Annotated in this window: 14 protein-coding genes; 4 read left to right on the plus strand and 10 right to left on the minus strand. The window is 67.4% G+C overall.

Annotated elements, in window-relative coordinates; translation table 11 throughout:
• Positions 1-8: 8 nt before the first annotated feature.
• Genes AC5Y5Z_RS10915 through AC5Y5Z_RS10925 form a run of 3 tightly spaced genes read right to left on the minus strand, consistent with a single transcriptional unit; the run spans position 9 to position 3,226 of the window.
• Positions 9-260, minus strand: coding sequence for an acyl carrier protein (locus AC5Y5Z_RS10915; protein ID WP_463826179.1), 252 nt, complete (start codon positions 258-260; stop codon positions 9-11).
• Positions 257-1,912: a fatty acyl-AMP ligase gene (locus AC5Y5Z_RS10920; RefSeq protein ID WP_499925092.1), complete on the minus strand. Its 1,656-nt coding sequence runs from the start codon at positions 1,910-1,912 to the stop codon at positions 257-259. Before AC5Y5Z_RS10920 ends, AC5Y5Z_RS10915 begins: the two co-directional genes overlap by 4 nt.
• Positions 1,913-1,927: 15 nt before the next feature.
• Positions 1,928-3,226: an aminotransferase class I/II-fold pyridoxal phosphate-dependent enzyme gene (locus AC5Y5Z_RS10925; protein WP_499925094.1), complete on the minus strand. Its 1,299-nt coding sequence runs from the start codon at positions 3,224-3,226 to the stop codon at positions 1,928-1,930.
• A 325-nt stretch (positions 3,227-3,551) separates the two neighbouring features.
• On the opposite strand from AC5Y5Z_RS10925, the gene AC5Y5Z_RS10930 reads away from it, so the two are divergent.
• On the plus strand, positions 3,552-3,980 hold the full coding sequence (locus AC5Y5Z_RS10930; RefSeq protein ID WP_499925095.1) for an MmpS family transport accessory protein: 429 nt from the start codon (positions 3,552-3,554) through the stop codon (positions 3,978-3,980).
• Complete coding sequence (locus tag AC5Y5Z_RS10935) at positions 3,977-6,844, plus strand: MMPL/RND family transporter (protein ID WP_499925253.1); 2,868 nt, start codon at positions 3,977-3,979, stop codon at positions 6,842-6,844. Before AC5Y5Z_RS10930 ends, AC5Y5Z_RS10935 begins: the two co-directional genes overlap by 4 nt.
• A 25-nt stretch (positions 6,845-6,869) precedes the next feature.
• On the opposite strand, the gene AC5Y5Z_RS10940 is transcribed toward AC5Y5Z_RS10935, so the two are convergent.
• The 3 genes from AC5Y5Z_RS10940 to AC5Y5Z_RS10950 all read right to left on the minus strand — a co-directional run bounded on the left by AC5Y5Z_RS10940 (position 6,870) and on the right by AC5Y5Z_RS10950 (position 10,320).
• Entirely contained in the window at positions 6,870-8,642 is a 1,773-nt protein-coding gene (locus tag AC5Y5Z_RS10940; protein WP_499925097.1) for an acyl-CoA dehydrogenase family protein, read from the minus strand.
• 35 nt (positions 8,643-8,677) lie between these two features.
• Entirely contained in the window at positions 8,678-9,022 is a 345-nt protein-coding gene (locus tag AC5Y5Z_RS10945; RefSeq protein WP_463826174.1) for a hypothetical protein, read from the minus strand.
• A 425-nt stretch (positions 9,023-9,447) separates the two neighbouring features.
• Entirely contained in the window at positions 9,448-10,320 is an 873-nt protein-coding gene (locus AC5Y5Z_RS10950; protein WP_499925098.1) for an SGNH/GDSL hydrolase family protein, read from the minus strand.
• A 100-nt stretch (positions 10,321-10,420) separates the two neighbouring features.
• Between AC5Y5Z_RS10950 and AC5Y5Z_RS10955 the strand changes: the two genes are divergently transcribed.
• Positions 10,421-11,857 carry an arylsulfotransferase family protein gene (locus tag AC5Y5Z_RS10955; protein WP_499925099.1) on the plus strand — a complete coding sequence of 479 codons (1,437 nt, stop codon included), beginning with the start codon at positions 10,421-10,423 and terminating at the stop codon, positions 11,855-11,857.
• Positions 11,858-11,966: 109 nt separating this feature from the next.
• On the opposite strand, the gene embB is transcribed toward AC5Y5Z_RS10955, so the two are convergent.
• Complete coding sequence (gene embB / locus AC5Y5Z_RS10960) at positions 11,967-15,179, minus strand: arabinosyltransferase EmbB (protein WP_499925100.1); 3,213 nt, start codon at positions 15,177-15,179, stop codon at positions 11,967-11,969.
• Positions 15,176-18,502 (minus strand): arabinosyltransferase domain-containing protein, encoded by a 3,327-nt coding sequence (locus AC5Y5Z_RS10965; protein ID WP_499925102.1) that lies wholly within the window; start codon positions 18,500-18,502, stop codon positions 15,176-15,178. The genes embB and AC5Y5Z_RS10965 overlap by 4 nt, the downstream gene beginning before the upstream one ends.
• 196 nt (positions 18,503-18,698) lie before the next feature.
• On the opposite strand from AC5Y5Z_RS10965, the gene AC5Y5Z_RS10970 reads away from it, so the two are divergent.
• On the plus strand, positions 18,699-19,748 hold the full coding sequence (locus AC5Y5Z_RS10970) for a GGDEF domain-containing protein (protein WP_499925103.1): 1,050 nt from the start codon (positions 18,699-18,701) through the stop codon (positions 19,746-19,748).
• A gap of 6 nt (positions 19,749-19,754) precedes the next feature.
• On the opposite strand, the gene AC5Y5Z_RS10975 is transcribed toward AC5Y5Z_RS10970, so the two are convergent.
• Positions 19,755-23,039 (minus strand): arabinosyltransferase domain-containing protein, encoded by a 3,285-nt coding sequence (locus AC5Y5Z_RS10975; RefSeq protein WP_499925104.1) that lies wholly within the window; start codon positions 23,037-23,039, stop codon positions 19,755-19,757.
• Entirely contained in the window at positions 23,039-25,135 is a 2,097-nt protein-coding gene (locus AC5Y5Z_RS10980; protein ID WP_499925106.1) for a galactan 5-O-arabinofuranosyltransferase, read from the minus strand. The genes AC5Y5Z_RS10975 and AC5Y5Z_RS10980 overlap by 1 nt, the downstream gene beginning before the upstream one ends.
• Position 25,136: the final 1 nt, after the last annotated feature.

The raw sequence follows: 25,136 nt of genomic DNA on the forward strand, positions 1-25,136 counted from the left end.
TGGGTCGATCAGCCCGATGAACGCGCGCCGTTGATGTGCAGCGACACCCAGTCGACGACCTCGCGCACTGTCTCGATGGGGGCATCGGGTTCTTCCAGCGGGGTCTGCAGGTGGTTCTCCAGCGTGGCAACGAGTTCCATCTTGCGGGGCGAGTCGTAGCCCAGATCGTCGACGAGGTGCGAATCGATCGTCACCGGCGCCAGGCGGTCCGGGGCCAGCGATGCCACCACCGAAATGATCTGTTGTTCCAGCACACTCATAGCGGTACGACCTCTCCGAACATTTCCCGGGCGGCGACGTGGCGGATCTTGCCCGACGGTGTCTTGGGTACCCGGCCCTTGCCGACCAGCAGCACCGTGGGGCTCAAACCCGTTGCGCCGCGCACTCGTTGAGTGATCTGCCGACGAATGTTCTGACAGATGTCCTCGGGGTAGTCCGCGACGGTCTCGGCGACGATCCGGATCTCCTCCCGCCGGTCGGGCAGCGTCACGCCGAACGCGACGACGCCGCCGCGCCGGACGCCTTCGGCCGATGCGGTGAGACGCTCGATGTCGGCGGGAAAGATGTTGCGCCCGGCGACGATGATGACGTTTTTGAGCCGGCCGCACACCACGATCTGGCCGTCCTCGGTCAGGTAGCCGAGATCACCGGTGTGGAACCAGCCGTCGTCGTCCACCGCGGCGACTTCACCGGCCACGGTGAGATAGTGCCGCGTGACGGACTCGCTGCGGATCGCGATCTCGCCCATCTCGCGCGGTTGCCGCGCGGTCCCGGCCGCGCCGGCGATCCGGACCTCCATACCGCTGATCGGTGGTCCCAGCACCGCCAGTCGCTTGGTCGCGGTGTCACCGGCATCCGCCGGTACGGCCAGCCCACGATTCTCCAGCTCTTCGGAGGACACCGTGTCGTAGGACAGCGGTTCGTCGACCGGCGAAAATGACACCGCCACTGTGGCTTCGGCGAGCCCGTAGGCTGCTCCGACCGCCGAGGCGGGCATGCCGAAGCGTCCCGCTTGCTGCGCGAACTCCACCATGGTCTCGGGGTCGATTGGTTCCGCCCCGGTGACGACGCAGCGCAGGCTGCTCAGGTCGTAGGTACCGTCCGGAACGGCGTTCAGTCGGCGACTGGCGATGAGGTAGGCGAAGTTCGGTGCCGCAGTGACGGTGGCCCGCTGCTCGCTCGCGACCCGTAGCCAGTTCAACGGCGATCTCACAAACTCGGTCGGCGGCAGGATGACGGCGTGGGTGCCGAAGAACATCGGCGCCAGCAGGTAGGCGATCAGACCCATGTCGTGCGACAGCGGCAGCCAGCTCACGGTGGTGTCGGACTGTGCATCCAACTTCACCTCAGCCACCATCGACGCGATGTTCGCGTACAGGTTGCGATGGGTGATGGCAACAGCTTTCGGTTCACCGGTGGAACCGGAGGTGAGCTGGTAGAGGCCGATGTCGTCCTCGCCGGGTAGGCCGTCTTCGTCGCGGAATTCGAAATCCGGCCATTGCGGCGGTATCTCGACCACCCGGAAGCCCGCCGCACGCAGCGTCGCGGCAGCCATGCCGAAAGGTTCGCCGACGAGCACGCACTGGGAGTCGAGCATGCTCAAGGCACGTTCCATACCGGCGTGCCAGTCGGCGAGGCCGGCTTGGGAAGTCGGCTGCTGCAGCATGGTCACCGCTGCGCCGAGTCGCCAGACGCCCTGCAGGATGGCGGCGACGTCGAGCGGGTCGGCAGCCAGCACGCTGACCCTGCTGCCGTGCGTCACCCCTGCGGCGGCCAGCATGCCCGCCACGTTGCCTGCCGTGCGATGGATATCGCGCCAGCTCGTGAACCTCAGATCGGTCACGGTGCCGGAACGCAATCCAGTTGTGGAATGTGCTGCCACCGCACCGATCTGGTCGGTGAATCTGCTCATGTCGGCTCCAGGTCCCTAACTCTTGGCGCCGAGTACCGCCGCGGCGATGACAGCTACCGCCCGGTCGATCTGAGCGGGCGAGTGCGCCGCCGACACGCTGCAGCGCAGCAGGCTGTCGTTTTCGCCCACGGCCGGGGCGACCGCGAGCGCACAGAAGAGGCCGTTGTCGTACACCTCGTTCCACGCCGCGATGGCGTGGTCCTCGCGACCGATCCAGACCGAGACGTGTGGCGCCACCGCCTGCGACCCGTCCGACAACGTGATGCTGCTGCCCGCCGACAGGCCGTGCGACATCAGGCCGTCGCGCAGCCGACGGGCGTTGGCCAGGACAGCTTCGGCGCGCTGGGCGCCTTCCGGGCTGCGAATGATCTCCACTGCGGCCAGGCTCGCCGCCAGCGCCGCCGGGGCGGCTGTGGCGGTGAATGTGTGTGAGCTGGAGTGCAATCGGAGGAAATCGATCAGGTCGCGTGAGCCGGCAATGAAACCACCGGTGGACGAGATCGCCTTCGACATGCTGCCCATCACCACGTCGACGTCTGCCAGGCAGCCGTACTCCTCGGCGATGCCGGTGCGCCGTGGCCCGAAGACACCGAGGCTGTGCGCTTCGTCGACGAAGAGTCCGACGTTGTACCGGTCGGCCAGGGCGACGAGTTCTGCCATCGGCGCCACATCGCCACGCATGGAGTACAAGCCGTCGATCGCGATCATCTTCGTTCCGCCGCGGTCCGCGGTGCGAATGAGGTTCTTCTCCAGCGAACCCAGGTCGTTGTGGTCGAAGAACCGGGAACTGGCTCCGGACAAGCGGATACCGGCGTGAATAGAGGTGTGCGCCTCACTGTCCGGATACACCAGATCGGTGGCACCGACCAGCGCGGTGATCGCACCGACGTTGGCCAGAAAGCCGCTGTTGTAGACAAGCGCCGCTTCGGTGCCGTACCAGTCGGCCAGCACTTCTTCCAGCTCGACCTTGACGCCCAGCGTGCCGCAGAAGGGCGGGGCACCGCCGCACGAGGAGCCGTACTTCACCGTCGCCCGATTCGCGGCTTCGATCAAGCGGGGGTCACCGCCCAGGCCCAGCGCATTGTTCGAGCCGAGCATGATCCGGGACTTTCCCCCGATGGTGGACGTGGCACCCGGGGTGGATTCCATCAGCCGAAAGAACGGCAGCCTATTACCTGCTTCGTAGGACCGCATACTGGCCAATCGGCTATCTCGTTCGGCGCGCGGATGAATACCGAGTCGCGAACTCTGACGCTCGTTGCCGGCACGCGGGCGGTCCGGGGCCGCGGCGGCGGACCCGACGTTGCCGGTCACGACCAGTGCCCGGTGTCGGGCAGCCGTCCACCGTCGAAACCCGCACCGTCGAAGCCGGTTTGGGGGAAACCGAACCTGAGACGCCTACTCCTGTATGCCACTCACCCATCCAATCTGGTCGGTTGGATTGCCGTCCGTGCAAGCATGAAGGACTGTACGAGCTTCAGCATGGATTCGTATCTCTTTCGCCGAGAAACAAATGATTTAGGTCCCTGCGCCAATGCGCAACATTTCACGGTTGTTTTGCGTATAAAGGATCGTCCGGAGTCGTGATTCGTCCGCGCAGCGCACGAGTGGTTACGTGTAGTTATCGATAGGGGCCTCGATGATCCGCTTCCTCCGACGCATGTGGATACCGATCGTTGTGGTGCTGGTGGCGGTCGCCGGGACGGCCACGGTCCTTCGGTTGCACGGTGTTTTCGGGTCGCAGCACCGCGTCTCGAAAGCCGGCGACGTCGACGCAATCGTCGAGTTCAACCAGAAACACGTGCTGTATGAAATCCTCGGTCCGACAGGGCGAACCGTGACGGTCAACTATCTGGATGCCAGCGGCCACTCACATGAGGTCGACGACGCGACGCTGCCGTGGTCGTTGCCGATCGTGACCACCTTGACCGCGGTGGTGGCCAATGTGGTTGCGCAGGGGGACAGTGACAACATCGGTTGTCGCATCACGGTCAATGGTCAGATTCGAGATCAACAGATGGTCTCCGCTCATCACGCTCAGGCCAGTTGCCTGGTGAAATCGGCGTGAGCGGCGACGGTTCGCCCGGCCGACTGGATGCCTTCGCGCGGATCCTTCGCCGGTTTGCCGTGCCGGTGGTGTTGTTCTGGATCGCCCTGACCGCTGTCGCCAACGTCGTGGCACCCGAGTTGCAGGAGCTGTCCAAGACGGAGTCGGTGTCGCTGAATCCCCCCGACGCACCGTCGATGATCGCCATGAAGCGCATCGGCAGGGATTTCCGCCAATTCGATTCCGACGCAACCGCTATGGTCGTGATCGAGGGCCAGCAGAAGCTGGGCGACGAAGCGCACCGGTTCTACGACCGGTTGATTGCCAGACTGTCGCAGGACCGTGTTCACGTCGAACACATCGACAACTTCTGGGCCGACCGGCTGACTGCCGCGGGTTCGCAGAGCGTCGACGGCAAAGCCGCCTATGCGCAGCTGTATCTGGCCGGCGATATCGGTGGATCGCGGGCCCGGGATTCCATCCTGGCCGTCCGCGAAATCGTGGACGGCCTACCGCCGCCGCCGGGGCTGCGGGCTTACGTGACAGGTCCGGCTCCGCTGTCGGTCGATCTGGACGCGTACGGAGACCGCAGCCTGCAGAAGATCACCATCGCGACCGTCGTGGTCATCGCGATCATGCTGCTGCTGGTCTACCGTTCCATTTCCACCGTTGTGCTGATACTCGCGACGGTCGGCATCGAACTGGCGGCGGTCACCGGCGTCATTGCTGTGCTGGCCAGCAATAAATTCTTCGCCCTCACCACGTTCGCGACCAGTCTGCTCATCCCGGTGGCGATCGCCGCCGCCACCGACTACGTCATCTTCCTGGTCGGGCGCTATCAGGAGGCCAGGGCTGCCGGCGCGGACCGAGAAGCGGCCTATCACAGCATGTTTCGCGGGACTGTCTACGTGATCTTGGGATCGGGCACCACGGTCGCCGGAGCACTGTTCTGCCTGAGCCTGGCCAGGCTGCCCTACTTTCAGAGCCTCGGATGGCCTTGCTCGATCGGGCTGCTGGTAGCGGTGGTGGCGTCGTTGACGCTGGCTCCCGCCGTGGTCTGGATAGCCAGCCGCTTCGGGGCATTCGAATCCAGAACGACGAACCGGACCCGCTGGTGGCGCCGGGTGGGCACCATCGTGGTCCGCTGGCCCGGGCCGGTTCTGGTGGCGACGGTGCTGATGTTGATGGTCGGACTGCTCGCGCTGCCGAAATACGAGACCAACTACAACGACCGCTATTACATCCCCGGGGCGGCGCCGTCCAGTGTCGGCTACCGCGCGGCGGACCGCCATTTCGCGCAGGCACGCATGGAACCGGAGGTCCTCATGATCGAAGCCGATCACGACCTCCGGAATCCCACTGACATGCTGATTTTGGACAGGATCGCCAAGAACGTCTTTCACCTGCCCGGTATCGCTCGCGTGCAAAGCATCACCCGGCCGCTGGGCGGACCGATCGACCACACCTCGATCCCGTTCCAGATCGGCATGGAAAGCGCGATGACGCAGCAGAACCTGAAGGGGCTCAAAGACCGGGTGGCCGACATGACCAAGTTGACCGATGCGATGCAGCAGATGATCGAGATCACTGAGCGCACCGAAAGCTTGCAGCGCCAGCTTGCCGACACCACCCACGAGATGAACCTGCGCAGCCAGCGGATGCGGGCAACCGCCAACGAATTGCGCGACCGGCTCGCCGATTTCGATGACGTATGGCGGCCGGTGCGCAACTATTTCTATTGGGACCGACACTGTTTCAACATCCCGGTGTGCTCGTCGCTGCGCTCTCTCTACGACGCCACCGACGGCGTCGACAAGCTCACCGAAGACCTCGGGAGCTTCGCCGACAGTCTCGCGCAATTCGACACTCTCCAGCCGCAGCTGCTGAGCCAGGTTGCTCCGATGATCGCGACCATGCGACTGGTCAAAGACCTTGCGCAAACTCTGACGAGCAGCTTCTCCGGGATGGTCACCCAGATGGAGAAGATGGCGCGCAACGGAACCGTGATGGGCGAGGCATTCGATAACGCCAAGAACGACGACTCGTTCTATCTGCCGCCGGAGGCCTTCGAAAACCCGGACTTCCAGCGCGGTCTGACCCTGTTCCTGTCGCCCGACGGTGACGCGGCGCGGTTCGTCATCACCCACCAGGGTGACCCCGCAACGGCTGTGGGCATCTCACACATCGACCCGATCATGCAGGCCGCGACCGAAGCCGTGAAGGGAACTCCCTTGGCCGAGGCCGACTTCTACCTGGCCGGCACCGCCTCCACCTACAAGGACATTCGGGACGGCTCGACCTACGACCTGCTCATCGTCGTGGTGGCGTCGCTGTGCCTGATCTTCATCATCATGCTGGCCATCACCAAGAGCGTCGTGGCCGCCGCGGTCATCATCGGCACGGTCACGCTCTCGCTGGCCTCATCGTGTGGACTTTCTGTCCTTGTCTGGCAACACATCCTGCACATGCCGCTCAACTGGTTCGTTCTTGCGATGGCCGTGATCGTCATGCTCGCGGTCGGCTCCGATTACAACCTGTTACTGGTGGCGCGCTTCCAGGAAGAAATCGGTGCCGGCATCAACACGGGCATCATCAGATCGATGGCCGGCACCGGCCGGGTCGTCACCACCGCCGGACTGGTGTTCGCGGTGACCATGGGCGCGATGGTGAGCAGCGATCTGCGCGTCATCGGGCAGATCGGCACCACGATCATGATCGGGCTGCTGTCGGACATCCTCATCGTCCGGTCGTTCATGACGCCGGCTATCGCGGCGCTGCTGGGCCGGTGGTTCTGGTGGCCGCAGGTGGTCCGCTCCCGAGCGGTTCAGACCCGGCGCGCGCCCTCGCCCGAGCAGCAGCCAGTGGGTGCTGGGCTGCCCAGCTGAGCGACATGCCGGACCCGGCAACGGCTCAGCGTGCCAGGGCGCCGTCCACCAGTTCGTCGAAGCGGTCCAGCGCTTCGTCGGTGTCGGCGTCGAGGCCACGCAGCGGCCCTCGATCGGCCAGGTAGCGCTGCGCGTACAACCGCGCCACCAGTGCCTTGCGCTCGGCGCCGCGGGTCTCCCGTTCCCAGGCCGCCTGCTCGGTGAGCAGCGCACCCGCGTACACGTCACCCATGAACTGCGCGAGCGGGAACAGTCGCGCCTCGGCCACCGGCGCGTCCAACTTCTCCCACGCCGTGATCGCGCCGTCCAGGTCGTCGATCCGCTCGGCGACCAGACCCGTCGTCGCATCGTCGTCGGACACCGACACCGCGTCGCGCAGCCGCGTCAGCAGGGCTTCGTGGGCGCGGGTCTGCACGATCCCGCGCCGCACGTCCAGGCACAGGATGTTGTCCGGGCCCTCCCAGATGGTGTTGACCTGCGCGTCGCGCAAGAGCCTTGCCACCGGCCAGGTTTCGATGTAGCCGTTGCCGCCGTGGATTTCGATGGCATCCGAGGCGGCGGTGATGCCCAGCCGACTGACTTTCAGTTTGGTGACCGGTACCGCGATGCGCTGCCGGATGCGGCGGGGCTGGCGGTGATTGGCGGCGCCGATGCCGTCGAACACCAGCGCCTGAGCGGCTTCGACATCGACGATCAGTTCGGCGAGTTTGCGGCGCATCAGCGGCTTGTCGATCAGCGGGCCGCCGAAGGCGTGGCGCTGCGTGGCGTAACACAGGGATTCGACCAGGGCGCGACGGGCGTTGCCGAGCGCGAACAGTGCGATGCCGAGGCGGGCCGCGTTGGTCAACTCCATCATCCGGCCGAGGCCCCTGCCGTCGGATGGGCCGGCGTGATCGGCGGGTTCCCCGGACAGGAGGAAGGCCTCGGCGTCGACGAACTCGACCTCGCCCGAAGCCACCGACCGGGTGCCGAGTTTGTCCTTCAGTCGCCGCACCCGGACCCCGTTGCGAGAACCGTCCCGACGGGTGCGCAGCACCAGGAAGTTGGCGACGCCCCGGCTGGAGTCGGGTGCGCCGTCGGGCTTGGCCAGCACCACGAACGCCTCGCCGGCACAGTTCGACGCGAACCACTTGAAACCGTTCAGCAGCCAGGCGTCACCGGCCCGGCGGGCGGTGGTTTCCAGCGCGCCCAGATCCGAGCCGCCGGTGCGTTCGGTGAGCAGCTGCGCGGTTTCGCCGGCCCACTCACCGGAGTCGAACTTGGCCAGCACATGATCGCGCACATCCGGTGGCGCGAAGGCGGCCACCAACGACTGCACCATCCCGCCGCCGGTGCCCAGCGCGCAACCCATGCCGATGTCGGCCTGGTCGAGCAAGTAGTTGGCGGCAAACATCGGCAGCGACGAATTGAACCCCGCCCCGCGCGAGGCCGTGCGCAGTGCCCGTTGGGCATCCAGCACCGCCCGCTTGGACTGCAGGAACGATTCGGGCATGACCACCCGGCTGACGTCGTGGCCCCACCGGTCGTAACGTTCCAGCCGCGGCGGGTTGCGGTCGGTTTCGTCGGCCCAGCGGGTCACCGGGCCGCCCATCAGCGCGCCGATGCTCGCCAGGTGTGGCTCGGCGATCGCCAGTTCGTCCGGCGTGAGGTAGTACGCCATGGTGAACTGCAGCGTGGGGTCGGTCAGATACCAGTTGAGTCCGGTTGCCCCGCTGTAGTTTTCGGTCCGATACCGCTGCGACTTCTCCGATGTCCAGAACGGCAGCCGGTCCACGGCCTCGAGGTCGTATTCGGTCATGCCGCGACCGTATTACAGAAACTCGCCGGCGCCGCCTACACGGGTGACACGAACTCGCTGGTGTAGAACTCGCCTGGTATCTGATCGTGCGGATTCGCCGTCTCGACGATGACCCACACGCCGGTGGTGCCCGGTCGCAGGGGAGCGGTGATGGTCACGTGCCCCTGACCCGATGCGTCGGTGTCCAGACCGGCGAATGTGGTGCCGGGGTCGCCCGGACCGCAGGTAGCCGACGACGGTCTCGGCGCCTGGATCAGGCCGACGTCGAAATGTGTGCCCGGAGCGGTCGCGATCACCATGTCGATATCGGCGACCGTGGTGGACCCGGAGGTTTTGAAGTTGGCGACGCCGTGCCCGAGTATTGTCTTCGGCCTGATCAAGGCGGTCGAGATGAGGCTGAAATCGCAATTACGCAGGTCAGGGTTAAGTGGTACGCGTGAGGCGGCCGACGCCGTTCCTGTCCCCAGCGACACGAGCGAAGCGCCCAGAACCGTTATTGTCGCGGCGGAAAAACCCAACCGGTTCAGTATGCGCAATTTGCCACCACCATGTCGTACCCGATGAGCCCGATCCAGGACTTATCTATTGACCAGATTCGTCCAGTTCAATCCTGCAATTTCTGGCGGTTCGGCGCAATTGTGGCAGCGGTCCTGATTTTCCGGCGTCGCACATATCCAATTCAGTGGGATCTCAACGTTTTTCGAGCAAAATCAGGGCGCTGAACTGCGGCTTCGATAGGTAAACGGTCCCTGGAATTTGCTTTACAAAACTAACTTAATGTGGCTTTTTTGCCGGGTCCGTCAATTTAACGATTTTCGGACAGCACCAGATAATCGGTAAGGACATTCCCCACCGTCATGGCGCCCAGGGCGGTGGGATGTAGCGGCACCGCCCGATTCCGGGTCACGTAACCCTCGACGTATCGTTCGGCCGGCACTGCGCACATGTCGTGCCCGGCCGAAAGTTGACGGGTGTCGAAATATTCAATTCTTTTCTCCGCCGCGAGGCGTCGTTGCCGGTCGCCGAGTTCGTCGATTTTGGCCTGCAGATAGTTGGCGTCGTGCGGCAGGATGGGCTGTTCGGGATAACAACCACCGGCCCGCATCAACAGCCCGTATCCGACGAGGATGATCCGCGCTCGGGGCGCCTGGGTCCGCACCGCGTCGATCATCGCCGCCCATACCGGTATCTGGGCGTCGATCAGACCGGAGATGCGGTCGACGTCGCCGACGACGAACTTGCCGGTACACGGACTCGGATTCGCGCCGGTCGCCTCGCAGGATTCCGCGTCGCCCGCCAGTCCGACGTCGTTGGCGCCCACCGTGATCGTGATCAGTTCCGTATTGGGGGCGACGGCATCGAGCTGACGGTCGACCGGACCCTGGGCGGTCTGCTGGGACCGGCTGTAGATGTCGTCGGTCGTCGCCCCGCTGCAGGTGACGTCGCGAAATGTGGCGGCACGCAGCCGTCGCGCCAACACGGCCGGGTAATTGTTGGTCGATTTGTGGCAGCGCAGCGGTGCGGCCTGCTCCGGCACGCCGGGCGCCGCCGCGAACGAGTCGCCCAAAGCCACGTACCGCGACCGTGCGGCCGAACCGGGGCCGGCCGGCGGCGGCGGGGCGCAACCCAGGCACACGCAGCCCACCAGTGCGGCGATGACCAGGCGAGCGGACCACATGCAGCCCAGTGTTACATCCGGACCCGATCAACACCCCTGGTGTAATGACCGGGTGCGCTACGGGATATCGAGGCGGCGGTTCGGTGTCGCGGCGGGCGTCATGGCCGCCGGCAGCGTCGCAGCGTGCGGGTCCGATCAGGACGAGCCGACGGCCACACCGTCCACGCCACCGCCGCCCGGCGGCGCCGAGGTCTCGGCCCGATCATTGGGTTACACCGTCACCGTGAACAAGCCCGGCGGCGCACCCGGCTACCTGTTCTTCGTCGCCGGCACCACGGCCGCTGACCCGGGCGCCCGAGCCGGCCGCACCGTGGTGCTCGTCGTCGCCGATCGCAGCGGGAAGGTGGTCTGGCACCGTGAACTGCCGCCCGACCAGACCGCGGGCAACCTACGGGTGCAGACCTGGCGGGGGCGGCCGGTGCTCACCTGGTGGCAGGGCACCCGAGTCGGCAGCCACGGTGCCGGCGTCAACTACATCGCCGACGAGCACTACAACGTAATCGACACTCTCACCCCCGGCGGAGACCTCGCGTCGGACATTCACGAATTTCGGCTCACCCCGGACGGCCATGCCCTGATCAGCTGCTACCAGGAGGTGACCACCGACCACACCGCCATCGGCGGTCCCAAAGACGGCAGGATCTACAACTGCGTCGCCGCAGTGGTCGACGTGGCGTCCAAGCGGACGCTGTTCCGGTGGGACGCGCTCAGCCGCGTGCCGGTGGCCGATTCACCCGCCAAATACACCGCCGGCCAAGTGCTGGACCCCTACCACCTGAACTCGATCGCGCTGGATCCCGCGGGCAACCTGCTGCTCAGCATGCGGGCGCTGTCCACCGTATTCAACGTCGACCCGCGCACCGGGGCGATCAACTGGCAACTCGGCGGCAAGCACTCGAGTTTCGAACTCGGCGACGGTGTCGAGTTCGCCTTCCAGCACGACGCCGAGATGCCGGACGCGGAGACGCTGACCTTGTTCGACAACCACTTCGAAGGTAGCCGCGCCCAACCCGGCGGGAGATCGGTCCCGAGCAGCCTCAAGTGGATCCACCTGGACTTCACCGCGCGCAAAGCCAGCCTGATCCGCGCCCAGCCACACCCCGGCAACCTCAGCGCCGGCGCCATGGGCAACCTGCAGCAACTGCCCGGCGGCAACACCTTCTCCGGTTGGGGTACCGCCGGACACCTCGCCGAGTTCGGGCCGACCGGGGAGCTGATCTACGACGCCACGCTGCTGGATGGCACCTATCGCGCCTTCCTCGACGTCTGGGTGGGCGACCCCGTCGGCCCGCCGCAGTTGATCTTCACCGACAGCGGCGTCCGCGCCAGCTGGAACGGCGCCACCGGGGTGACGCGGTGGCGACTGCTGCACGGGCCGCTGAGTGACGCGATGATGGAGGTGGCCACCGTGGACTGGACCGGCTACGACACACCGATTCCGTTAGGCGCCAAGGCTGACGGGTATTACCGGCTGCAGGCGCTGGACGCGGCCGGCGCCGTCGTCGGCGAGTCGCCGCCGCTCCCGCGGGGACGTTAGGCGCGTTGGTCTGGCGCTGAGCCTGAATGCACGGCGCCGAGCCTGAATTCACGGTGCCGACACGCGGACGGTGCATGACCTGAGTACAGGCTCGGTGGATCAGTCCGGGCTACGGCTTGATCCGGATCTGTCCCGGCGACCACAACCCGCTGCGCGTCGCCTCCCCCAGATCCAGCCGTGCCGGCGGCGCGTCGACCAGAGTGTCGAACTTGCGCAGCGACCCCCAGTCCCGCGCCCAGTCCCGGGACAGGTACGTGGCCATCACGTGCGCGTTGAGCAGCAGGTCGGTGATGCCGAGCAGGCCGCCGTTGGTGCCGTCCTCCCAGGTGTCGGTGTCCAGCTTCTTGGCGTTGTAGTCCGGCGTGATGCGGAACCGCGGGATCTCGGTGACGCCGTTGGTGTGCAGCATCGGCTGCTGGCAGGGGAACGCCAGCCCGACCGCCCAGTCCAGCAGCACCGGCTGCGTTGAGCCGACGTATTCCTGCAGGGAGCGCAGTTCGGGCACCCGCGGCGGAGTGATGGCGATCCAGTCCTCCGGGGTCAGCGACAGGTCCTCGGCCACCACCCGCACCGCGATGGCGTCGGCGGGCATCTTGTCGCGGGCGAACCGCAGGTTGCGCCACGCCTTGGGCTGCTCCCCGTACAGGTCGTCCGGCACCAGTCGCCCGGCCGGGACCAGCGGGCCGGCGCCGGGACGGGCGTACTCCAGCACCACCGTCTGGCCGGTGGTGTAGTGGTGCAGCACGCTGTTGCCGGTGATCTTGCCCGCTGCGGTGATCACCACCAGCGGATGACCGTCATCGGGTCTGGGTAGCGAGTACCACGCCGAAGCGAGTTTGCTCTGCTGTTGGGCGCCGGTGGTGTAGGTGCCGGCCAGCGGCACCTGCGCCGGATTGAGTTGGTAGGGCAACGGCACCGTCGAACCATTGATGCCGGGGGTCTTGAGCTTGGTGGGCGCGTCCCAGTCATGGTCGGTGCCGGGCTGGTTGGGCTTCATCACCGCCGCCTCGGCGACGGTGTGTTCGGGCACCCCGTTCGGCGAGAAGCCGACGGGATCGGTGCCACCCAGCGGACCCAACGGTCCGTAGTCGCCGGGTAGCGGCGTCATGAAACCGTCGTTGGGATTCGGCTCGACGAGTACGTCGTCGGCCAGTCCGCAACCGCCGGTGAAGGCACGCAGGTTGGACCAGCCGTTGGAGTACGTGGGGTACTGGCGCACGATCCCGATGCCCATCGACGCGACGAACACCAGCACCATGAAGCCGGCTGCCAGGGACACCGGAGCGGTGGTGAGCAACCGGGCCAGCTTGCCCTCGCCGCTGTCGCGGGGCGCGAAATGCAGCCACGCCGCGTACACCGCGGCCAGCGCGAACAGCACGAAAAACATTGTGCTGACGGTGATTCCGGCGATCTTGGGCATGGTGCTGTTGAACGGCACACCGTAGCTGGACACATACCACCACCCGTTGGTGGTGGCGAAGGACAGGGCCACCACAAACAACACCGCAGCCAGGAAAGCCATCCGGTTACGCGACCAGCGCAGCACCGTTGGCGACACCAGCACCGTCGTCAACCCGGCCATCGCGGCACCCACCGCAGCGAACAGGCCGAAGTGATGCACCCACTTGGTGGGGGCGAACATCAGGAAGAACATGGTGCCGAAAATGACGCCCATCAGCCGCCAGGCCGGCCCGCGGGCCACACCGGGAATCCGCTTGCGGCGCAACATGATAAATACCCCGGTGAACAGACACAGCGCGGCGATCAGGAACCCGAACCGACGCGACAGCGACCCGTCCACCGTCGGCAGGAACAGGTAGTAGTAGCGCAGGTTTTCGGTGTACCAGGCCTGGCTCGGTCCGATCTTGCTGCGAACCCTGGTGGCTTCCAACACCGTTGACAGCGTCTGGTCGGCGAACACCACCGTCAGGATGATGGTGCCGGCGGCCAGCATCGGCGCCAGCAGCGGCAGGGTGCCGCCGACCATGCGCCGGCGTTTGGCCAGGATCCGCAGAATCGGCCGGCCACCGGCCACCAGTGCGGCTACCGCGATCAGCCCGGTGGGTTGCACACCCAGGGTGAACGCCGCGGTGATGATGGCCAGCGCCGCCGGGGTCAACCGGCTGTAGCGCATCGACCGCTCGATCAGCACATAGGTGACCAGCGAGCCGAGTGCGATGATGCCCTCCGGCCGCAGGCCGTTGTTGAACGGCATCCACGCGGTCAGCAGCACCATCGCTGCGGCCCAGTTGGCGGGTTTGCTGGCCGCCACCGCCGGACCGAGCCTGGGCAGCACTTCGCGGGACAGCAGCAGCCAGCACACCAGCCCGGCGAACAGGTCGGGCAGCCGCATCCAGATGCTGGCGTCGCTGACGTGGGTCATCAGCGCCAACAGGTTGTAGTACCAGCCGAACGGGTCTTCCGGACTGCCGAACCAGCGGAAGTAGTTGGACATGTAACCGGCCCGGTCGGCGACGCGGGCCATGCCCAGGATGTAACCGTCGTCCGAGGAGTTGGCCCCGATCACGTGCCACAGCAGGAACGCGAAGATCATCACGCCGTCGAGCAGAGTGAACGTGCGCCAGTTCGCCGGTATCCAGCGCCGCATCCGGTGGCCGTCCAGCTGGTCGAGGCGCCACAGCGCGATCAGCGCGACCATGGTGGCCACGATGGCCCCGACCATCGCCAGCAGCTTCAAGGTGGTCGGGGTGGTGGAGAACCGGGTGTCGATGGTCGCCGAGAGTTTCAGCTGCGGCGGCGCCGGCCCGCTGAGGTCGGTGAACACCCCGACGATCTGCGGGCGCAGGTTCGGGTCGGGGAAACCGCCGCGCAGCGGCCCGCCACCGGGATCTTTGAGCCCGATGAACTGGGCGAAGGTGCCAGCGTGCGTGGAGGAGATGTCGATGCGCTCGCAGTTGGGGGAACGCATCAGCTCGCGCGGCACCGACAGGATCACCACGTTGCGGTCGGTGACGTCCACCCGCTTGGCGCTGACCACCACGAACAGCGCGTTGAGGTTGGCGTCCTTACCCTGCTTGGGCGCGGTGCCCAGGATCACGCCGCCCTCAGCTGGCATGTCGCGTTCGATGCTGCACGGCACCGAGGCTTTGAAGTCGACCGGTGTCAGTGAGATCAGCGGTGCGGTGACGCTATTCAGTTGACCGTTCTGCGGCCAGTTGAGCATCGCGGTGGTCTGCACCACCGGCAGCAGCGGTGTCGCGACGGACAACACGAACCCGATCAGCCCGGCGATGGTCGCCACCCACCGGGTCGCTTTCACGTGGCTCGCGCCCGGGTCTGCGCCGGGGTTCGCGGCGGTCATGGCAGCGCCCTGATGGGTCCCTGCCGGCTCCAGCCGGGGACGGTGACCACACCCTGGTCGACGACGGCATCCGGCGCCCGGTCCGGCGGGACCAGCCGGTGGAACTGCTCCACCGATCCCCAGTCGCGATACCAGTCACCGCTCAGGTACGTCGAGATCGTCGACGTCCACTGCAGCGCCTGGGTGAACATGAACGGCCCGCCGGTCTGGGCGGACTGCCACAGGTTCGACGACACCGCGGTCTGTTTGTGGTCGGGCAGGATCCGGTAATCCGGGAGTTCGGCGATGCCGAGATGTTCGGAGAACGGCCGCTGGCAGGGGAAGTTGGCGGCGGTCGCGATGTCCATCAGCACCGGCCGCTGCGAACCGATCAGCTGCTGCAGGGGCTGCAGTTCCGGCACCCGGGGCGGGGTGAACGCGAACCACTGTTCGGAGCTCAGGTTCGGGTCGTAGGCCACGATGCGCGCCAGGTTCGCCTCCGGCGGGGCCCAGGCGAACGGGAAGCGCAGGTTACGCCAGGCCGGTTGCGGCCCGAGATCGATGGGGAACACCTCACCGAGTGGAGCGATGTTGCCGTCGGGTTTGGCCACACCCCACTGCAGTTTCAGCGACTGGCCGTACATGAAGTCGCCGTCCTCCTTGTAAGACCAGATGGCCCCGGCGGCCGAGACCACCACCAGCGGCCGGTCCGGCCTGCGTGCCGGCAGCTGGTACCAGGCTGAGGTGGCGCGCGCGGCCAGGTTGTTCTCGCCGTAGCTGCCCATCACCGGGGTGGTCGCGGGGTTCAGCCCGAACGGGAGCGCGGCGTGGGAGCCGTTGACGCCGACGGGTCCCTTGCCGCCGGCGGTGCCCGCCAAGTCGGTGATGGCCGCGTTGGGTTTGTTGGGGGAGGCGTCGGAATTGACCACCCCGGGCTTGCTGACCACGGGGTCGGATTGCAGATTCTCGCCCACGCCGTCGGGTTTGAAGCCGAACGGGTTGACCCCGCCCAGCGGACCGTCCGGCCCGAACTGCTGGTTCGGCGCGGGCTGCAGCATGCCGGCGTTGGAGTCGGGTTCGGCCAGCACGTCGTCGGCCATCGCGCAGCTGCTGCTCGACTCCAAGGCCCGCAGGTTGGCTTTGGCCGTGGTGTAGAGCGGATAGCGGAACACCGCGCCCTTGGCCATCGAACCGACCTCACCCAGCACCATGATCACCGCCACCACCAGCAGCGGTGTGGAGGCCAGCACCCGGTTGCGCCGGTTGTTCTTGACCTCGGTGTGTCCGGCTGAGACTTTCCGGAAGTCCATCCGGAAGTGGTACCAGGCGCCCAGCAGGCCGGTGAGAATCGACAACGTCAGGAACATCGACGTCACCGGGTGGCTGGCCACGACCGGTTGAATGTCGTACCACGGCACGCCGTAGTTGCCGACGTAGAACCAGCCGTTGATGCCCGACGTAGCCCACGCCAGCACGAACAGCAGCGCGGTGACGTACAGGGCCAGGTTGCGGCGGCTGTGCAGGCCGATCCGGGCCACGCTGAAGCTGGTGACCGCACCCAGCGCGCCGGCCAGCCCGGCGAAGACGCCGAACTGGATCGCCCACTTGGTCGGGGTGAACGTCAGCAGCAGCAGGCCGATCGCCGTGCTGCCGATCAATCGCCAGGCCGGTCCGGAGGCCAGTCCGGGCACTCGGCCGCGCCGCAACAGCACGAACAACATCCCGAACATGCACAGCAGCAGGATCAACGCGGCGAACCGGCGCGCCATCGAACCGTCGGCGTTGCTCTCCACGGTGAGGAAGTAGTAGCGCAGGAAGTCCTGGTACCAGGCGATCGTCGGCCCGACCGTGTACTTGATCCGGGCGGACTCGGCCACCGTGGCCAACGTCTGCGACCGGAACACCAGCACGGTGATCAGCGACAACGCCGCCGCCAGCACTGCCAGCGGGGCCAGCACGCCGTCGACGGCGCGGCGCCGGCGAATAGTCTGCGCGATGGCGCGGGCTCCGGTCAGCAGCGGTGCGACCGCGATCAACCCCTGGGGGGCCAGCGTCACCGTGAACACCGCGACGATGATGGCCACCGCGGCCGCCGCCAGGCGGGCCAGGCCGATCGACCGTTCCACCATCATCCAGGTGATCAGCACACCCAAGGCGATCAGCGGCTCGGGCCGCAAGCCGTTGTTGAACGGCAACCACGCGGCGATGAACACCGCGCCCGCGGTCCACACCGCGACTCGGTTGGTGGCTAGTCCGCCGGCGCCCGGCCCGAGCCGGCGCAACACGCAGTGGCTGATGATCAGCCAGCAGGCGATGCCGGCCAGGGTGGCGGGCAGCCGCATCCAGACCCCCGCCGTGCTCACCTGCGTCATCGTGGACAGCACGCTCAGATACCAGTCGAACGGCGCGTCCGTCGTCCCGAAGTAGCGGTAGTAGTTGGCGACGTAACCGGCCTTCGGCGCCACCCGGGCCAGGGTCAGGTTGTAGCCGTCGTCGGAGGTGATGGCACCGATCAGATGCCAGCCGAGCAGCGTCGCGATCACCCCGGCATCGGCGATCCAGGTGGCCAGCCCGACCCGCCCGGTCCGGGGCCGCTGCCCGCGTGGGCGGTAGCGCGCCAACCAGGCGACCGACGAGCGCCAATGCCGTACCGAATCGCCGCGGCCGAGCCGGTCCAGCGCGCCCAGCGCGCCGATGGCTACCAGGACGGCCAGCACTCCCAACACCATCGCGACGGTTTTCAGCGCGGTGGGCGCCAGGATGAACCGGGTGTCGACGTCCACTCGGGCCGACAAACCGGGCTGGGGCGGCACTTTCAGGTCGGTGAAGATACCGCCCACCTGCGGCTTCTTCTCCGGGGGCAGCTTGCCCGCCGCGTTGGGGATTCCGACGAAGTCCGCGCCCGCGCCGCCGGCGTCGGCCCAGACATGCAGCACTTGGCAGCCGCCGGCGGCGATGGCCGCCCGCGGCGCCACGGCGGCCACGGTGTCGCGAAACGCGACGACGACGGTGTCCTTGTTGGCCCGGACGAACAGGCCGTGCTTGCCGGTCTGGAAGCCGTCCGCCGGCAAGGTGGACAACACCAGCCCGCCGTCAGCGGGCAGGGTGGCCATCGCCGAGCAGGGGATGGAGATGTCGAGTGCCCGAGGTGCGCCGGAGACCAGCGGCGCCGTGATCTGGCTGATGTTGCCGTCCTGGGTGCCCTGCGGCCACCGGATGGTCGCGGTGGTCTGCCGCACCGGCAGCAGCGGGACCAGCAGGCACAACAGCAGACCGGTGACCCCGGCGACGACGGCGATCAACCTGGCGATCCGGTGGGATCGCTCATTACCGTCGGGGGACACGAGGCTCGATCGTAGGCGACGCCGGTCAGTGCGTTGAGGATGCAGGGCCGCTGGGGGGCTCTGTGCCTGACGCCAATGCGGCCTCGTCGTCGACGGCTAACCGCTAGTCTTCGGTTACCGGCAGAGCACCCTGGGGGACGACGTGGGCAGGAGCGAATACCGTTTCGCCACGCGTGCGCTGCGTGAAGGACGCTTGATGAGGCCGTTCCGAGCGGCCGCCGCGGCGTGCTGCTTCTGTCTGGCCGGTCTGGTCGTGGCGGTTCAATTCGTGCCGAGCGGTCCCGCGGGGCCGCTCGCCAGCTGGGTGCAACTCGGTATCGCCTGCACCGGTGTCGCCTACGGCGTGGTGTGGCTGCTCGGCCACTGGCCGAGATACCGGCAGGCGCTGGCCTTCGCGATGTGGGGGGACGTGGCGATTGCCGTTGCGGCCGCGACCATGGCGACGCCCGAATCGCGCCTGTGCGCCACGCTGTATCTGGGTCTGATCGCTGTCTTCGCCGCGTTCCTGCTGGGTACGGCTGCGCTCTTATGGCATTGCGGATTCGCCACCGGGGTGATCGGGGGGATCACCGTTTGGGCGGTGATCGTCGACGACGCCGACGCCTTCGGCCTGTTCGTCTACTACATGCCCGCGCTGACCTGGGTGGTCGTTGTGCCCCTGACCGGCGTGGTGTTGATCGAAGGTGGTCGCCGGGCGATCCGCCGCACGGCGCGCTCAGCGCACTACGATCCGCTGACCAGGCTGCGCAACAGACGCGGACTGAATGCCTCGTTCGAGGTCGCGGTTCGACGACAGCCGCCGGGCGCCACGGTGGCCGTCGCGGTGTGCGACATCGACCGGTTCAAAGCCCTCAACGACGCGCACGGCCACTCGGTCGGCGATGCCGCCCTGATCGCGTTGGCTCTGAAGCTGCGGTCGATCGCACGTGCCGAGGAGATCACCGCACGGATTGGCGGCGACGAGCTGGTACTCGTCGTTTTCGGAAACGAGACCGACGACATGGCTGCGCTGTTGCACCGGCTCGACGCTATGACGTTCACCCGGATCGACGCGGTCTCCCTGAGCGCGAGCGTCGGCGTCGCGGCGCACGCGGCCGCCCAGGATCCGTACTTCTCCCTCGATGATCTGCTGCGGAAAGCCGACGCAGCCATGTACGAAGCGAAGCGGGCCGGCGGCGGAAGCCTGCACCTGCACCGTGCGGCCCAGCCGAAGCCGTCCGATGCCGCCGACAGCGCGAGGGCGTGACCGCGGTCAGCTCTTGCGCAGCGGCGCCGGATCCCACAGGCCGCTGCGGGTGACCGTGCCGAGTTCGAGGCGGGCGGGCACGGCGTCGGGGTAGAACGGCGACAGCCGCTGCAGCGCGCCCCAGTCCCGGAACCAGTCGTCCTTGAGATAGCTGGCCACCGTGGTCGCGCGGGCCAGCAGTTCGGTGATGCCCAGCGGGCCGCCGCCGAGGTGATCCATCACCGGGGAGTTGGCTTCGGCGCCGAACCGGTCGGGCAGGATGCGCCACTTGGGCGCCTCGACGACGCCGTTCTGGTGGCCGAACGGCCGCTGGCACGGGAACGCCAGCCCGACCAGCCAGTCCAGGAACACCGGATCGTTGGGGCCCACCACGTCCTGCAGCGTGCGCAGCTTCGGGACCCGGGGTGGGGTCAGGCCGATCCAGTGCTGCGGGGCCAGGTCGTCGTCGTCGGCCACCAGGCGGATCTGCGTGGCGGAGTCGGGGATCGCGGACAACGGCGTACGCAGGTTGCGCCAGGCCGGGACCGCGCCCACATCCGCGAATCCCATTGAGCCACCGTGCTTTCCGGCGGCAGCCTGTTCATCGGTGGCCCACTGCACCTGGACCTCGCGCGGGTCGAACCGGCCGGCCGCCGTGACCACCAGCAGCGGCGTCTTGCTGCGCTGATCCTTCGGTGGCAGCCGGTACCAGCCCGAGCGCAACGTGGCGGGCACCTGGATTCCGGAGCGCCAACTGCCCAGCACCGGGACGCGGGCCGGTTCCAAGTTGAACGGCAGGCTCGCCCGGGAACCGTTGATGCCCGGCGCGGCGGTGGTGCCGCCCTCGGTGCCGGGGTCGCTGCCGGTGACCACACCGTCGTCGCTGGCGAAATTACGGTCGCCCGGCCGTTCCATCACCGGGTCGGCAGAGACGTCGGCGGGAATTCCGTTGGGCGTGAAGGCTTCCGACAGACCCGCACCCAGCGCGTCGGCGACCGGCGCACTCACCGGTTCCAGCATCCCGGCCACGGGGTCGAGTTCCACCAGTACGTCTTCGGCCAATCCGCAGGTGCGGCCGGTCAGCGCCTGCAGATTGGAGCGGCCCACCGTCCAGGCCGGGTACTGCGAGATCATCGCCGAGGTGAGCGAGGCGACTTCCATCAACACCAGCAACCACGTCGCAACTGCCAACGGGGACTGCAGGATTCGCGAAATCGGAGCGCCGACACGGGTCTGCTGGAATTTGCCGGGCCGGTCGTCGTCGGTGGTTTTGAAGTGGAACCACGCGGCGATGAGCAACACCACCACGGTGAGTTCCAGCAGCGCGGTGGTCAGCGACCAGCGCCACTTCGGGAACGAATTCGACCACGGCACACCGAAGTTCGACACATACCACCAGCCGTTGACGCTGGCGAACGACATGGCCATCACGAAGATCACCACGGCCGCGAACATGGTGCGGTTACGCCGAGACCGCATCGCCGCACCGGTCACCGCCACCGCGGCCAGCGCGCCCAGCGAACCGGCCAGCCCGGCGAACACCCCGAAGTGGTGTGTCCACTTGGTGGGGGTGAACATCATCGCCAGGAACGAGATGATGGTGATGCCGATGATGCGGCGGCTCGGGCCGGCCGCGGTGCCGGGGATGCGGCCCTTGCGCAGCGACATCGCCACCGCGATCGCCAGCGCGACCAGCAGCGCCAGCACCGCGAAACGGCGCGCCACCGAACCGTCCGGGCTGGGCATGAACAACCGCTCGTAGCGGATGTGCTCGTCGAACCATTTCAGGCTCGGCCCCACCGCCTGCTTGAGCAGGCTGGCCTGCATCTCGCTGGCCAGCGTCTGATCGCGGAAGATCAGGATCACGGTGACGGTGGTGGCGGCCAGGATCGGCGTCACCAGCGGCAGGATCCCGAACTGCTTGGAGCGCCGGTGCAGGATGGTGCGCAGCGGGCCGATCGCCACCAGCAGCGCACCGATGGAGGCGATACCGGTCGGTCCGGAGAACAACGTCAACGCGCCGATGATGCACGCCATCGCCACCGGCAGCAGCCGGCTGGTCGCCACCGCGCGTTCCACTGAGCACCAGGTCAGCAGGATGCCCAGGGCGATGATCGGCTCGGGCCGCAGGCCGTTGTCCAGCGGGAGCCACACCACCAGGAACATCCCGGCCGCCGTCCACGCCGCGGCCCGGCTCTTCTTGACGGCGTGACCCAGTCGGGGGATGACTTCCCGGCTGATCACCCACCAGCAGGTCAGCGCCATCACCAGGACCGGCAGCCGCATCCAGATGCTGGCCGTGGTGACGTGCGCCCAGATCGCCAGCAGGTCGTAGTACCAGCCGAACGGCGCCTCGGGCGTGCCGAACCAGCGGTAGTAGTTCGCCATGTAGCCGGCGTGTTCGGACACCCGGGCCATGGTGAGGATGTAGCCGTCGTCGGAGGTGTTCGCGCCGACGAAGTGCCACCACCCCAGCACCGCGATGACCAGCACGTCCAGCCCGCCGACCGACCACCACCGCGACGGCAGGAACCGGCGGTGGCGGGTGCCGTCGGCGGTGTCCAGAATGTGCAGCGCGATCAGCGAGGCCGCGGTCATCAGCAGCCCCAGGACCATCGCGGCCATCTTCAGCGTCGTCGGGCTGGTGCTGTAGCGGCTGTCGACGGTCGCCGAGAAGCTCAGACCCGGGGGCGCCGGCCCGGACAGGTCGGTGAACACCCCCACGATCTGCGGCCGGAAGTCGTACCCGCTTTTCTCGCCGCGCAGCGGCCGTCCGGGATGCTCGGTCGTCGGACCCTGCTTGAGTCCCACGAATTCGGCGATGACCCGGTCCGCGTGCGCGGTGAACGTCATGCGCTGGCAGGACGGTCCCAGCACCTCGCTCATCGGGGCGGTGACCACCGGCACGTTGCGCACGATCAGCACCAGGTCGTCGTTGACGCGTTGCAGCAGCAGCCCCCGGTCGATGGCTTTGGGGGCCTGTTTGGGCACTGTGGACAGCAGGACCGTCTTGCCGGCGTTCTGCGGACCGGCCAGCCCGGCGGCGGCCTGGCAGGGCACGGTGATGTTCAGGTCGGTGGCCACGTAACTGATCAGCGGCGCATCGACGCTGCCGAAGGTGCCGTTCTGCGGCCAGTTGAGCTGGGCGGTGGTCTGCTTGACCGGTAGCAGCGGCGTTGCCAGGGCCAGGGCGGTTCCCAGCAGACCCGCGACGACGGCGACGAGCCGAGCGATTCGGTAGTTTGCTCCCGGTTCGCTCACGGAGGTAGATGCTAGTTGTTGAGCGGCGGCGGGTGCCGTGTCGGTCGCCATCAGCCGCTCGGCCTGCGGACGGCCACCACGAACGGGCCGATGGTCTCGACGGCGAAGCGCGGATCGCTGAATAGCGCCGCTTTGAAGTCCACGGTGTAGCGACGGACGTTGGGCTGGTTGGGGTAGACGTCCTCGGCCAGGCGAAGCGTGTAGGTGTTGCCGGCGCCGCGGCGCATCAGGAAGACGGTCGGTGGTGGCCAGGGCAGCGTGTCCAGTGCCCGGATCAACTCGTCCGCGGTCTTGAGCTGGGACCAGCTTTCGATCGCGCCGGCCCGCTTGTCGAACTGCGCCAGCGGATTCGCATAGTGCGACGTCAGACCCTGGAAGCCCCAGTAGGGATAGAACGACAGGAAGCTGTAATCGGCGGTGAGCACCACGGTCTGATCGCGCGGTTTGCCGGTCACGTGCTGGATGGCGGCGTCGACGGCCGCGTAGTACTTCTCCGCGCCGGGCGGGCGCCGGTCGCCGCGCTGGCCGTCGCCGCCGGTGTCGGTGTAGGCGATGGTCAGGTCGGGCCGCAGCACGTCGGGAATGTCCTGGCTGAAGGCGATGGCCCCGGTGAGCCCGATCGCCGCGGCGACCGGGAACCACGCGCGACGGCGCCTGGTCAGCGCGTGCACGCCGTCGATGAATCCGAAGACTCCGGCCGCGACCAACAGCACCGACAGGGTGGGCTGCAGCCGGAACGAGAGCAGGGTGGTCCGCGCCAGGGTGGTCAGCATCGACAGCAGCGACCACAGGTAGACCGCCAGCACGCCGATGGCCAGCCCGCCGGCCCGCACCGAGCTGCGGGCCCGGATCACCAGCCACAGCGTGCCCAGCAGGCACATCGCGCCCAACAGCGAGAACTGCAGCATCGGGAAGGTCAGCTGGGCGCCGTCAGGCGGCAGGTAGTGCTGGGCGCTGCCGGTGTTGCTGACCGGGTCGCGCAGCGCGCGCGACAGGAAGGGCAGCCAGGTGATGGATCCGATCACCGCCGCGATCACCGCCATGACGGCCAGTCGGTACAGCGGGTCCAGGGCGGCTCTCTTGTCGGTGCGCCATCGCGCAGCGGCCAGGCCGAGCGCCATCAGCGTGACCGCGAATGCGGTGTAGCCGAACAGCAGGGTGTACCAGGTGGCGGTGAAGCCGAGGAACAATCCGGCGCCGACGACGGCCGCCCAGCCCGCTGTCCCGCCGAGCGTCACGCCAGCGTGGCTCTCGTCGTCGAGCGTCACGCCAGCGTGGCTCCCGTCGACTGTCCCGCCGGCTGTCCCGCCGAGCGTCACGCCAGCGTGGCTGTCGTCGTCGAGCGTCACGCCAGCGTGGCTCCCATCGACTGCCCCGCCAGCTGTCCCGCCGAGCGTCACGCCAGCGTGGCTGTCGTCGTCGAACGTCACGCCAGCGTGACGCTCGACCGAGGGGCGGGCAGCCGCCCGCAATCCCGACCAGGTCAACACCAGCACCGGCGGCAGCAGCACGGTGATCATCGCGGCGTAGGGCTCCGGGGAGCTGTAGGCCAGCGTCACCGCCGCGGTGGCGGTGGTGACCAGCAGCGCGTACTCGAAGCGGATCATCCGCCACCACAACACCAGCGCGACAGCAACAGCGACAGTGATCGAGGTGATCGCCCACGGCTTGAACGCTTCCCAGCCCGGCGTCCCGGTGAGTGCCGCCGCCCGTCCGCCGATCCAGAACCAGCCCGGCGGGTAGAACGGCGGCAACCCGAGGTAGGTCATGTCGCGCAGCTGCGGACTGTCCGTCAGCCGGGTCAGGTATTCGGTGCGGAACTGCTGGTCGACGGAGATCCCGAACAGGTACAGCTTGGTGGCTCCCAACGGCATGCCGAGCGTGACAACGGTGAACGCCGAGACGAACACCAATCCGCCCAACCGGGCCAGCCGGCGGAACCGGCCGTGCCGCCACACCAGCCCGACGGCAAGCAGCCCGGCCAGGCAGCCGACCTGGCCGACGGTGGTCAACGCGTGCAGCTGGTTGGACGACGGGAACGCCGGCCACTGCACCCGCGAAATGGCCGACAGCGACACGACCGCTATCACAATCGCCACGAAGGCCGCAGCGGCCATCTGGCCCACGGTGGCCAGCGCATTGCGCATG

The sequence above is a fragment of the Mycobacterium sp. NGS29 genome (genome assembly GCF_059812965.1).